Genomic DNA, 12218 nt, shown 5'->3' with positions numbered 1-12218 from the left:
TTCACAACTTTTAATTTGCTAACGTATTAATGATAATTCCAACACTCTTGCTCACTTATGGTGTTTTTTTCACATGAAAAATGCACTAAATAAACACATCTTTTTATTTTGCACTATGTTTGTGCATTTGGGGCCATCATGAGGTTGTTGGCTCCCATACTCACATTGTTGATTCTATGCGGATGCTCTTCATCTGAGCAAAATAGAAAAACTCAAGAAAACTCAACTTCCCATTCAATATGTGTTTTTGATAGTACAAATACTAAAGTCTGTGTAGCTAAACCAGCGCAAAGAATCGTTTCTCTGTTTGAGTCGGGTTTAGATGGCCTCTATATGCTAGGGCAAGGTCATAAAGTGATTGGTATACCTGCCGAAGTATATATTCAACCTTTATTATTTAATGCCTATTCAAAAATAGATCAACGCATTGCCAATAAGCAGCTTGCAGCACCTTCACAAGGAGCCAATGCAACTAATATTGAAAGTCTCGTGTTGCTAAAACCAGATTTGGTCATTTTGGGAAGTGGGCAAACCCAAACGATTGAACTGTTACGGCAATTTGGCATCGCTGTATATGTAATGGAGTCAGGCACCTATAAACAGGTGAAAGAAGAACTATCTGAAATTGCCCTTCTTAGTGGTGCCCAAAAGCGTGCTCAAGAAATCTTAAGTTTCTCTGATGAAATTGTGGCGGAGGTCGCAGCCAAAACTGCACGTCAGCCAAATAAACAATCGATTTATTATGCATGGTCAGGAGGGCGAATTTTTTCTACTTCAGGACGGGAGTCGATTACCAATGATTTTATTGAGCTGGCTGGTGCTTACAACATTGTTCAGACTGCTGCTAACCAGCCCAACGTAAACCCTGAGACTTTAATTGAATGGAACCCTGACAATATTGTGCTTTGGAATACCAATCCCAAACTAATTTATGAACGAAAAGAATTACAAGACTTAAGTGCCGTACAAAACCGAAAGGTATTTAATTTGAGTCCTGCATTTATATATAACCCGCATACCATCAAAATTATTATTACGGCGATTTATCTAAATCACAGTATTTATCCTGAACAGTCCGACTTACCTGTAAGTGCTTTACAACAGCGTATTTTAACCAAGTTGTATGGTGAGCAGCTTGCCAAAGTGTTGGTGTCATAAATATGGAAAAGCTGAAATATTATTGGTTTTACCCGTTACCTTTCCTCATGATTTTTATCTCTTTGCTCATTGGACCAACTCAAACATTAAGTGCATGGGATTATTTGCGGTGGGGGGTACAAGCAGTCTTTGGTACACCATATTTTGATGCAGAACAATTTAGGCTGATGCAGAACATTATTGTGAATGTCAGATTGCCTAGAATTTTACTGACCTTTATGGTGGGAGCCGCATTAGCAACTGCGGGTAATGGCTTGCAAGCATTGTTTCGTAATCCCTTAGTCGATTCGTATGTACTCGGTATTTCATCTGGTGCAGCGTTCGGTGCAGCTTTAGCGCTTTCATTAAGTTGGCTTTCGCCAAATCTATCAGCCTTTATTTTTGGTGTATGCGCTGTTGGCTTAACCTATTTATTTGCGCACCAGAAACATGAAAGCCAGACGTCTTTAGTCATGGTAATTTTATCAGGCATGATTGTTTCGGGGCTGTTTTTGGCAGGACTTACCGTTATTCAATACTTAAGTGATCCATTTAAACTACAAGCGATTGTGCAATGGACGATGGGCAACTTACATCAGGCGTCTTGGCAAAAAGTTCAATACGCCGTGCTACCAATCTGTATTGGCCTTGCCGGATTATTTGCGATGCGTTGGCGTTTAAACTTAATGGCACTCGGTGCTGAAGAAGCGCAGGCGGTTGGTGTTAATCCAAGATGGGAACAGCTTCTTTTAATTGTACTAGTAACTGTATGTACATCAACGTCTGTGGCTGCTGCTGGCATTATTAGTTTATATGGGCTATTTATGCCGCATATTGTGAGAATGTTGGTTGGACCAGATCACCGCTACAGTATTCCTGCCAATATGGTGCTGGGCGGCAGTTTTCTACTGTTGATTGATAACTTTTCTCGGGTTTTACTGACGTTTGAAATACCAATTGGTATTTTTACCATGTTACTTGGTGCGCCATTTTTCTTATTATTAATGAAAACACAGAGGACTCATTGGGCATGATTCAAATTGATCAGTTAAATTATGCCTATGGGCACAAACAGGTTCTTAAAAATATTCATCTGGAGTTTCCCGAAAATCAGTTTTCAGTGATTTTAGGGCGTAATGGCTGTGGTAAATCGACACTTTTTAAATTGATGGCGGGTCTAGAACCCGTAAAAGATGGCTTGATTCGTTACTCTGGAAAACCATTATCGGACTTTAAAGGAAAAGATCGGGCTGCGTTACTTGGCTTTTTACCGCAGTTTCATAAAACCGTATTTCCATTTTTGGTTAAAGATGTGGTGATTACAGGGCGTGCTGCTTTTAGCAGATATAGACCTTCAAAATCAGACTGGGAACGTGTAAACCAAGCTTTGCTTGATTTAGATATTGAGCATTTACGTGACCGTCCTTATACCGAGTTATCGGGTGGTGAACGGCAATTGGTTATGATTGCCCGTATTTTAGTGCAAGCTCCAAAAGTTATTTTGCTCGATGAGCCAACCAATCATCTCGATGTTTATTACCAGTCTTATTTAATGAAAAAGTTGCGTCAGTTGTCGCGGCAAAATTTTACGGTGATTGCAATTATGCATGATCCCAATTTGGCCTTTTTATTTGCAGATCATCTATTTTTTATGCGCCAACATGAGGTGGTTAAGCCTGAGTCAAAAACTCGAATCACCGATCCGAAGTTTTTAAAAAGTGTCTACGATGTTGAGTTTCATGAAGCCATGATTCAAGACAAAACCATTGTGATTCCTGATCATTCTTGGCTATGAATATGTTGAATTATCAGGTGGTTGGCAAAACAGATTATGAGCCTGCGGTGGAGTTTGCACTTTATACAAGACAGTTGTTATTCCCAGAAATCTATCATGGGCAAATTCCTAAAGATTTACAGAATTTTGAGCAGTCCTATGTTAAAGACCCATTGGGCTGCTTTATTACGGTAAAAGACCAAAACCGTATTATTGGTACCATTGCATATCGGGCGTATGACCATCGTTTTGATTTAAATTTACCGTCCAATACGGTAGAAGTCGTTAAGTTGTTTGTATTGCCTGAATACCGCCGTAAGGGCATCGCGACTCAGCTATGCAACATGTTGTTTAGTCATGCAAAAAACAGAGCAATTACAACTTTGTATTTGCATACCCATCCATTTTTACCTGCGGCTGAAGAGTTTTGGCGGCTCCAAGGCTTTGAGGTTATTCAACGCGAATGGATCGATACCTATGACACTATACACATGAGTAAATCTTTATAGCGATTTATTATGTGCATGAAATCTTTTTTGAAAATGGGTAGGCGGATAACCCATAATTTTACTGAACATTGCGGTAAAAGCTGCCGAATGTTCATAGCCTAAATTAAAAGCAATTTCTGTAATTGAGATATTCTCTTTTAAGGCATTTAAAGCATAAATAATGCAGACTCGATTACGCCAAGCTTGAAAGGACAAGCCAGTTTCAGACTTAAACCAACGATGAAAAGTTCGTTCACTTTTATTGTGGTCATGTGCCCAATCTTTAGGGCTGCTATGAATATCGGGTTGCTCCATAAACTCAGCACACTGTTTAGATAATAATGTGTTGTGAGGCAATGGAATAAATAGAGGTAGGGCTGGTGCAGCTTCTAACTCATATAACAATAAATCGATAAGAGCACCGTCACGGCCTGAGTGCGAGTAATCAATAGATAATTGATTTGCTTGAATGAGCAGTTGATGTAACAAAGGCGAGACTTGTATAACCTCGCAATAGTTTGCTTGTCTTGGGGCATTACTCACTTCTATATACAAACTATAAGTACTGACTTTAGATAACCATACCTGATGTGGTTTGCCTGCCGGTATCCATACACCGCTGTACGGTAACACGAGCCATTGTCCATCTTCAGTTTCAACTTTCATGAGGCCTTCGGGTGCATATAAGAACTGTGCACGGCGATGGCTATGCGTATCTAACAAGGTATCAGCAGGATAGTCCGATCCTAACGCTAGAACCGCTTGCTGTAGATGGTCTACATCGTTAACTGAAATATTACGCATATATTTTTGTCTGAAATAAATAAAAATATGGCTTTTATACGTTAGTTTGCCATAAAGCTATTTTATATCATGCCTCTATAAACGTGAGGAAGATAACGATGCTATATGAGCTATTTTTATTTGGATTGCTTTCAGGCGTTACCACTTGGTTATTTGGTTTTGGTGGCGGATTTGTTGCTGTGCCTTTGCTTTATGCAGTCATTATTCAAAAGTGGAGCAGTGAAAGTAGTGTCGGCATACATGCCATGCAAATCGCCGTTGCTACGTCCGCTTTTGTCATGCTGTGTTCGGCAAGTTTTGCAACCTTTCGACACTATCGGTCTGGACACATAGATTGGCAAAAGATCAATTTTTTATGGGGTGGTATCGCATTTGGGGGAATTGTGGGTGCAGTAATGGCCTCATTGTTTAATGGAAATTGGCTTCGCTGGATATTTATGGGTTATGTATTCATAACCATTCTAGATTGTTATTACCGACCAGGCTTTATGGTTGCATCAAAACAAAAGCAAGACCATGGTCAAAACAGTGAACTGATTAAAGGCGGAATAATTGGTTGGGTTGCGGCACTTTTAGGTGTGGGTGGCAGCGTAATGACAGTTCCGATGTTGCGGCGGCGGGGTAGTTCTATGGCAGAGGCCGCGGCTATTGCAAATATTCTCACACTGCCTCTGTCTTTAACTGCAACGTTTACTTACTGTGTATTGTCAATTTGGCAATCTACATGGGCACCTAGTGGATTTATCGGACTAATCTGGTTTGAAGCTGCTTTATTCTTGGTTGCTGGAACATGGATCGGACTATATTTTTCAGAAAAATTTATTTCAAAACTACCTGATTTATGGCGGGCAAAGTTATATCCGCTACTTTTAATAATAGTTCTACTCGTCATGCTTTTCGTAAATTAATTTTTTATTTCAAATGTTTGAAGAATAAATTTTCTTAAATAACAAATCTCTAAATGCTCTAAAACTGCAAATTTTATGTTTTAAAGGGCTTTGAAAAAAGTTTGAAAAATAGACTTGAAATATATAGTGGCTTTATGCCACTATATATTCATCGAAGGTCATCAGACAAAAAGAGGATGATATGGCTATCCAGCTTTTAGATGCGGCAAGAAATGAAATTCCAGTGAAATTTACGCAGTTTTCTGGTGGCGAGCGTCATGTTCAAATTGATGAGACAACCTTAGGTTCACTATCTGGCAAGGTATTGGTCCGCGCGCAAATGACCTCAAGTCACGATGTGATGGACTATTTACTACTTGAAAATATATTGCTGACTCAAGGTTTAACCATTGACCTAGAAGTTCCGTATTTTCCATATGCACGTCAGGACCGTATTTGTGCAGTAGGCCAAGCGTTCTCGCTTGATGTGATGACTAAGTTACTCAACATTAATGCAGATAAAAAAGCAGGCAAACAAGGCAAAGTGACTGTTTGGGACTGCCATAGTGAAGTCACTACAGCCTTACTTGCTGCCAATACGTCTTTTAGTGAAGTTGTAAATGTGAGTTCAGTCGACATCATCGAAAAGAGTGAAGCGCTAAGTACATTATTAAAAGATGAAAAAACAGTACTGATTTGCCCAGACAAAGGCGCAAAAGCACGTACACAAATGGTTGCAGATGCTTTTAATTCTGAGCGCAAACAACCAATCAATATTGTTCAGTGCGATAAAAAACGTGATCCAGTGACTGGCAAAATTTTGGGTACACATGTACATACAACTGATTTATCAGGCCTAACAGCGGTCATTACCGATGACATTTGCGACGGCGGTGCAACCTTTATTGGTATTGCCAAAGAACTGCGTCGTCTCAATTGCCATAAGGTCGTTCTATACGTGACCCACGGTATTTTCAGTAAAGGAATAGAGGTTTTTGATGGATTGCTTGACCAACTGTTTACCTCAGACAGCTTTCCTCAACAACCATCAGACAAAATTTCAGTAATTGCTTTTGCAGCAAAATAAAGAGAATAAAGATGACTATTAAACTTAATCCATTAAACGCTATCGATTTTTATAAAGCTGATCACAGACGTCAGTATCCGGCAGGTACAGAGTACGTTTACGCAAACTTTACGCCACGGTCATCTCGACTCGCAAAAATGTTGCCTGACTTTGACGATAAAGTTGTGTTCTTTGGGCTTCAAGGTTTTATTAAACACTTTTTAATGGATACATGGAATGAAGGCTTTTTCAAACAACCTAAAGACAAAGTCGTGGCTGCTTATAAACGCCGTATGGATAGTTCACTAGGTGAAGGTGCTGTACCAGTCGATCACATTGAAGCATTACATGACTTGGGCTATTTACCTTTACGGATTAAAGCTTTGCCGGAAGGTAGCCGCGTCAATATGCGTGTACCTGTGCTTACCGTCATTAATACAGACCCGCGTTTCTTTTGGCTAACCAACTATATTGAAACTGTATTAAGTGCTGAACTTTGGAAAAGCTGCACTACAGCAACGATTGCCTACGAGTACAAACGTTTATTAACGCAATATGCCGTAAAAACTGGCGCACCACTCGATTTTGTACCTGTGCAAGGACACGATTTTAGTAGCCGTGGCATGAGTGGAGTTTATGATGCGGCACAATCGGGTGTGGGGCACTTAACCAGTTTTATTGGAACAGACTCGGTTGCTTCAATTGACTACGCAGAAGAATATTACAATGCCACAGGTGTGATTGGGGTTTCTGTACCAGCGACCGAACACAGTGTGATGTGTATGGGTACAGAAAACAGTGAGCTAGACACATTTAAACGTTTAATTTGCGAGCTTTATCCGTCGGGTGTTGTCAGTATTGTGTCTGATACTTGGGACTTTTGGCGAGTCATTACAGAATTTACGGTGGCTTTAAAATCTGAAATTCTGGCGCGACAACCCAATGCTTTAGGTTTGGCTAAATTGGTTTTCCGTCCAGACTCTGGTGACCCAGTTAAAATTATTTGTGGTGATCCAGACGCGGAAAGTGGCAGCCCAGCTTATAAAGGCGCAGTTGAATGTTTATGGGAAGTGTTTGGCGGTACAACAACTGATCAAGGCTATAAAGTACTCAATGAACGTGTTGGTTTAATTTATGGTGACTCAATTACCCTAGACCGTGCACAGCGTATTTTAGAAGGGCTTGAAGCCAAAGGTTTCGCTTCAAACAACTTGGTGTTTGGTATAGGCAGTTTTACCTATAACTACTTAACTCGCGATACCTTTGGGTTTGCTGTGAAAGCAACTTGGGGACAAGTGAATGGTGTAGGCCGAGAACTATTTAAAGACCCAATTACTGACTCAGGTGTAAAAAAATCTGCGAAAGGTCTGTTACGCATTGAAGAAAGTGAAAATGGTTTTACCTTGTTTGATGAGCAAACAGCCGAACAAGAACAAGGTGGAGCACTAAAAACTGTCTTTGAAAATGGTAAACTTCAATATGAGTGTACTTTGGATCAAATACGTGAGCGTTTATCCATCGCATAACTGAGTTTAGATGAGCCGTTGCATGTGTATCGGCTCATCATTTTCATTGAGAGACTGAACGTGACTATTCAAACTGAACAAGAATTCCTTGCCAGTTATGATCGCCGAGATTATGACGCACCTTTACTCACTGTAGATATGGCTATTTTCTCGGTATTTAATGGTCAGTTACGGGTATTACTCATTAAGCGGCCCAACTTTCCAGCTAAAGACCAATGGGCTTTACCGGGTGGTTTTGCCGATTTAAAGCACGATCAAGATTTGATGGCCACCGCATATCGTAAGCTGGTCGAAAAAACAGGGATTGCTTCACCTTACTTGGAACAAGTTGCCTCTGTGGGCAATGCCAAACGTGACCCGCGTGGTTGGGCAGTGACGATTTTGTATTTTGCTTTAATTGATTTTAATGCTTATCAACATCAAGCCTTAGCTGAGTACAGCGAATGGGTGCCTGTAGCAAAAGCACAAGATTTAGCATTGGCGTTTGATCATAATGAATTGCTCAGATTAGCTTTAGAGCGTTTAACCAATAAAACCCGCTATACCGCTTTGCCAGCGAGTCTCATGCCCGAGTTATTTACACTGACCGAGCTACAGACTATTTATGAAATTATTCTTGGGCAATCCTTAGATAAAAAAGCATTTAGACGCCGTATGATAGAAGCAGGCGCAGTTGAAGAAACCAACCACAGTAAAATTGTAGGCAAACGACCAGCTCAGCTTTACCGCTATGCACTTGATTCTTTCGATTTTATATTTCCTCGCTCACTCGAATTACCTCGAAATAAAGAGGGTGAAGATAAGCAAAACAATGAGCTTTCTGACTAGAGCATCTTGATGCGCTTTGATTTATAATGCCGCGCTTATGATTGATGTCATGTTTTGATAAGCGCTTTGCCTATGTCACACGTTTCTCCCTGCTTCCAGCAAAACCAGTTTTTTGTGTTGGTGGAGTACCTCACTTCACTACATGAAATTTATCCTGTAAGACTTGAGTTTGCAGGATATCCGGCTGCAATAACATTGGCTGATCGCGTACATTCAGATCATGATATTGCGCCGCTTGAAGCCAGCAAAAGCTACCCTGACTCAATAGAGAAAGTTTTACACTTTTCAGGTAAGGCCCGAGACATACAAGACTTTGAACAATTTTTAGAACAAGCTCAAGCAGCCAATATTCAAAACTTGTTATTGCTTACAGGCGATAAACTTAAAGAACACCATAATGGTCGAGATGGACAGCCTCGTAGTCGTTACTTAGAGTCAGTAAACGCCGTAATGGCTGCCAAGCAACATGGCGGGTTTCGTATTGGGGTGGCTTTTAACCCATTTAAATATGTTGAAGCTGAGCGTGATGCACAGTATTTAAAACTACATAAGAAAATTAAAGCAGGCGCTGACTTTATCATTACCCAATTGGGCTATGACATTGAAGCCTTAAAGAAAGCCAAATCATTTTTAACCAAGAACAATTATTCACAGCAAATACTGGCTTGTGTCATGCCACTGACTTTAGGTCGTGCCAACTTCATGGTAAAGCATAAAGTTGCAGGTATTGTAATTACTCCACACATGCTAAAAGTCTTGGCAGATGAAAAACAGGCAGGGCATACAGACCGAGTTTATTTGCGCTGCGCTTTACAAATTTTAATATGTAAACATTTAGGGTTTGCAGGAATCCACTTATCTGCGTGCCATAAGCCAGAAGAACAAATGTTGCTTGAAAGCTACATTGAGCAATACAGACATCTGGAGCTTAACGTTTTAGAAGAGCTTTGGAATTCACTTTGGCAAGTCACTACAGGTAAAGAGTTTTCGCCTGAAATTGCTCGTTTTTCACGTCAGCCAACATCTAAACAATTAATTAAATATCGTCAGCTACATGTTATGCATGAAGCAATGTTTGGATCAAAAATTGCCAAAGGATTTGGACGTTTTATTTTCAAAGCATTTTTTTGGGAAAACGCTTTGATCGCTAAACTCTTACTTAAAACAGAAGTGCTGAGTAAACATAGCCTAGTGGGCTGTGAAAGCTGTGGTCAGTGCCGTTTAAGTGACACCTTATATATTTGCCCTGAAACATGTCCAAAAGGTTTAGCCAACGGGCCTTGTGGCGGTACAACTTTAGACCGCTGCGAATTTGGTGACCGTGAATGTATTCATTCCGTTAAAGCAAGACTTGCTAAAGCTGTTAAGCAAACCGAAGTGCTAAAAGAAAAACTGATTCCAACGGTACCACTTGAAACGAGAGGAACCAGTTCTTGGAAAAATTGGTATTTAGGGGCTGAGGCTTAAGTTTTGTATTAACCCTTAAGGACGGCGATAATTCAAATTTTTAATTTTTTTGAATAAACTTAATAAATATGAGAGCTGATTTATAATTTTCATAGAAATTTTTTAAAAGCTAATACTGTAGGTGGCGGATAGATTAATTCCGGAATAAAAGCCCCTTTAAATATAGATTATATACTCACAATTCTCAGATTCTGGTTGATATTCAACAAATCATCCCTTTACCGGAAGCAAAGGATTATCAGATTAAGGCACAGAAAAAATCAGAAGAAAGACGAGAAGCCAAGCTTACGAATGCAAGGGATTACTCAAGCTTCATCTTCAATGGTAAAACTCTGAATAAACGTTACCTGGCTCTGGAAATTATTAAATGCCGGTTTGATGAAATCGATAATAAGAATATCGAAGATCTTAGAGCAGAGTTTAATGAATATCCGAATCTGGATAGATTGCTGGTTAAAATTAACCAACTGGATGAACAAAGATATGACCGCTATTTTATTGAGAAGGAACATCATTTACAGATGAGTAATGGAGATATATATGTTGTTTCCAACCAATGGGGAAAAGGTAATATTTATCAGTTAATAGAAATTGCAGCCAACTTTAACTATGAAATTATTAACACTTCAAAGGATCAGTTGAAACGTTAAGTTGAATATAGTGATTATTTGATAGAGCAATTGGAAGATACTACTATTCTAGTTTATAAAAATGGCGAGAAAGTAACAGTTTACGGGGCTTTGCTGGAATTGGCATCTTCTAAGGGCATAAGCCATTTAAATAGTAAGGGTGGCAAAAACAATACAAGACAGCTTGGGAACGACATAATCAATTCTTAAATCTAATGAATTTTAACCAATTAAAAACGTGATAAATTGTATACAAAACTTGATCCTGTATAGAGTAATATTATTTTTGCATTATAGTAGTTGAAGTCTAAGCGATTTACAGGTATTAAAGCTCATCAATAATAGATGGGCTTTTTATTTTTAATTAATTTTATGAGGTTAATTTGTATATGCGACAATTAATGTCGCTTGTGCTGTAAGTTGCATTGCTTTTGAATTATTTAAAACATATATTAATAATAAGTAAATAATCAATTTATCAAAATAAAACATATATTTGTATTGGTTTTTTGCGCTCTAAAATTTTATATGTGGATAAGGTTATGAGTACAGTTACAACAGTAGAAAGTATTGCAGAACTAACGGCTATTCAAAGTCCAGAAGAAGGACAGACCGTATATGTGAAGTCTTATTATCAAGGATTAAACAAAGGTGGTGGTAAGTTTATTTATGCATCTGGAAAAAAAGCCATAAATGATTATGGATTAACAATTAATGGCTGGGTACGGGAGTTTGATTGTGTACCTAATGTCTTTATGTTTGGGGCAATTGGAGATAACACTAATAATGATACAGATGCATTCCAAAAAGCTGTAGATGCAGTTACTGATCTATATGTACCTAGAGGTGTGTTCCTATGCAATGTGAATCTTAAAAAATCATTCAATATCACTGGTTCTGGGAAAGAGTCTATATTAAAACCTTACGACATTAATAAGCCTATTTTAACTAACATCAATATATCTTCTTTAAGTTGGTCTAACGATTCTGTATCTAATCTAGCTTTAAAATCATCGAATTTCACAGGAGTTGGTTTCAGTTATGGTGTGCTACCTGCAGTTAATGATTATTATGGTGTTGGCCGAGTGGTTATGAATAACGTGTGGTTTAGTGGTTTTATGCACGGTATTCGAAAAGTAAATGGAAACATCGGTAATAAATACTACAATTGTAATTTTGAAAACTGCAAATACGGTGTTTATGCATCAAGTAACCAAGTAGCTATCCCTAACTCACTTGCAATCATGCATTCGGGTTGTGATATGTACTATAGCTGTAATTTTAGTGAGAATGCTATTGCGGGTGCAGCTTATTATGATAAAACCCATGGAACGGGACAGTGGTTATTTAATCACTGTACATTTCAATTCAATAAAGGCTTTGGGTTATTTATGGACTTTGATATCCCAAGTACTTTATTTTCTCCGATTATTATAATGAATTCTTGGTTTGAAGAAAACGGAGGAAACCAAGTAGTTATTGATCGTGTTAATGGTACATCGCAATCTATGAATTCTGAAGCTAGATATATTTCAGTGATCCTAGACAGTATCGTGGACAACAAATCCCTCTAAATTCTTAAAATATTTCTTCTCAAAGGCTTCAGGGCTTA

Annotated in this window: 11 protein-coding genes; 10 read left to right on the top strand and 1 reads right to left on the bottom strand. The window is 38.8% G+C overall.

Annotated features, from left to right (window positions below):
- Nucleotides 1-138 precede the first annotated feature (138 nt).
- From HMPREF0014_RS12265 to HMPREF0014_RS12250, 4 genes are read left to right on the top strand one after another with little or no spacing between them, the layout of a single operon-like run.
- Entirely contained in the window at nucleotides 139-1158 is a 1020-nt protein-coding gene (locus tag HMPREF0014_RS12265) for an ABC transporter substrate-binding protein (RefSeq protein WP_004887137.1), read from the top strand.
- 2 nt (nucleotides 1159-1160) lie between these two features.
- A complete protein-coding gene (locus tag HMPREF0014_RS12260; RefSeq protein WP_006581568.1) occupies nucleotides 1161-2171 on the top strand; it encodes an iron ABC transporter permease in 1011 nt (336 codons plus the stop codon).
- The gene (locus HMPREF0014_RS12255) at nucleotides 2168-2932 is read left to right on the top strand and encodes an ABC transporter ATP-binding protein (protein WP_004887141.1); all 765 of its coding nucleotides are present in this window, start codon (nucleotides 2168-2170) and stop codon (nucleotides 2930-2932) included. The genes HMPREF0014_RS12260 and HMPREF0014_RS12255 overlap by 4 nt, the downstream gene beginning before the upstream one ends.
- Nucleotides 2929-3420 (top strand): GNAT family N-acetyltransferase, encoded by a 492-nt coding sequence (locus HMPREF0014_RS12250; RefSeq protein ID WP_004887143.1) that lies wholly within the window; start codon nucleotides 2929-2931, stop codon nucleotides 3418-3420. The genes HMPREF0014_RS12255 and HMPREF0014_RS12250 overlap by 4 nt, the downstream gene beginning before the upstream one ends.
- Here the strand turns inward: HMPREF0014_RS12250 and HMPREF0014_RS12245 are convergent.
- Nucleotides 3415-4203: a helix-turn-helix transcriptional regulator gene (locus HMPREF0014_RS12245; protein ID WP_006581567.1), complete on the bottom strand. Its 789-nt coding sequence runs from the start codon at nucleotides 4201-4203 to the stop codon at nucleotides 3415-3417. The genes HMPREF0014_RS12250 and HMPREF0014_RS12245 overlap by 6 nt on opposite strands.
- A gap of 98 nt (nucleotides 4204-4301) precedes the next feature.
- Between HMPREF0014_RS12245 and HMPREF0014_RS12240 the strand changes: the two genes are divergently transcribed.
- The 6 genes from HMPREF0014_RS12240 to HMPREF0014_RS12215 all read left to right on the top strand — a co-directional run bounded on the left by HMPREF0014_RS12240 (nucleotide 4302) and on the right by HMPREF0014_RS12215 (nucleotide 12180).
- Nucleotides 4302-5111 (top strand): sulfite exporter TauE/SafE family protein, encoded by an 810-nt coding sequence (locus tag HMPREF0014_RS12240; RefSeq protein ID WP_020992233.1) that lies wholly within the window; start codon nucleotides 4302-4304, stop codon nucleotides 5109-5111.
- A 181-nt stretch (nucleotides 5112-5292) separates the two neighbouring features.
- Nucleotides 5293-6177: a phosphoribosyltransferase family protein gene (locus tag HMPREF0014_RS12235; RefSeq protein ID WP_006581565.1), complete on the top strand. Its 885-nt coding sequence runs from the start codon at nucleotides 5293-5295 to the stop codon at nucleotides 6175-6177.
- Nucleotides 6178-6188: 11 nt separating this feature from the next.
- The gene (locus HMPREF0014_RS12230; protein ID WP_004887151.1) at nucleotides 6189-7682 is read left to right on the top strand and encodes a nicotinate phosphoribosyltransferase; all 1494 of its coding nucleotides are present in this window, start codon (nucleotides 6189-6191) and stop codon (nucleotides 7680-7682) included.
- A gap of 60 nt (nucleotides 7683-7742) precedes the next feature.
- Nucleotides 7743-8510, top strand: a complete 768-nt coding sequence (locus HMPREF0014_RS12225; RefSeq protein ID WP_004887153.1) for an NUDIX hydrolase — start codon at nucleotides 7743-7745, stop codon at nucleotides 8508-8510.
- 72 nt (nucleotides 8511-8582) lie between these two features.
- The gene (locus tag HMPREF0014_RS12220) at nucleotides 8583-9977 is read left to right on the top strand and encodes a methylenetetrahydrofolate reductase C-terminal domain-containing protein (RefSeq protein WP_004887155.1); all 1395 of its coding nucleotides are present in this window, start codon (nucleotides 8583-8585) and stop codon (nucleotides 9975-9977) included.
- Nucleotides 9978-11148: 1171 nt separating this feature from the next.
- Nucleotides 11149-12180, top strand: a complete 1032-nt coding sequence (locus HMPREF0014_RS12215; protein WP_020992232.1) for a hypothetical protein — start codon at nucleotides 11149-11151, stop codon at nucleotides 12178-12180.
- Nucleotides 12181-12218: the final 38 nt, after the last annotated feature.

It is taken from the genome of Acinetobacter sp. RUH 2624 (assembly GCF_000162375.2).
Classification (GTDB): domain Bacteria; phylum Pseudomonadota; class Gammaproteobacteria; order Pseudomonadales; family Moraxellaceae; genus Acinetobacter; species Acinetobacter nosocomialis.
This window is presented reverse-complemented; position numbering and strand designations above follow the sequence as displayed.

What these genes read in the sequence shown, in the direction of transcription:
- HMPREF0014_RS12245 (WP_006581567.1), bottom strand. Translation starts at nt 4,203, where the DNA reads ATGCGTAATATTTCAGTTAACGATGTAGACCATCTACAGCAAGCGGTT.
- HMPREF0014_RS12255 (WP_004887141.1), top strand. Translation starts at nt 2,168, where the DNA reads ATGATTCAAATTGATCAGTTAAATTATGCCTATGGGCACAAACAGGTT.
- HMPREF0014_RS12215 (WP_020992232.1), top strand. Translation starts at nt 11,149, where the DNA reads ATGAGTACAGTTACAACAGTAGAAAGTATTGCAGAACTAACGGCTATT.
- HMPREF0014_RS12240 (WP_020992233.1), top strand. Translation starts at nt 4,302, where the DNA reads ATGCTATATGAGCTATTTTTATTTGGATTGCTTTCAGGCGTTACCACT.
- HMPREF0014_RS12265 (WP_004887137.1), top strand. Translation starts at nt 139, where the DNA reads ATGAGGTTGTTGGCTCCCATACTCACATTGTTGATTCTATGCGGATGC.
- HMPREF0014_RS12235 (WP_006581565.1), top strand. Translation starts at nt 5,293, where the DNA reads ATGGCTATCCAGCTTTTAGATGCGGCAAGAAATGAAATTCCAGTGAAA.
- HMPREF0014_RS12230 (WP_004887151.1), top strand. Translation starts at nt 6,189, where the DNA reads ATGACTATTAAACTTAATCCATTAAACGCTATCGATTTTTATAAAGCT.
- HMPREF0014_RS12250 (WP_004887143.1), top strand. Translation starts at nt 2,929, where the DNA reads ATGAATATGTTGAATTATCAGGTGGTTGGCAAAACAGATTATGAGCCT.
- HMPREF0014_RS12220 (WP_004887155.1), top strand. Translation starts at nt 8,583, where the DNA reads ATGTCACACGTTTCTCCCTGCTTCCAGCAAAACCAGTTTTTTGTGTTG.
- HMPREF0014_RS12260 (WP_006581568.1), top strand. Translation starts at nt 1,161, where the DNA reads ATGGAAAAGCTGAAATATTATTGGTTTTACCCGTTACCTTTCCTCATG.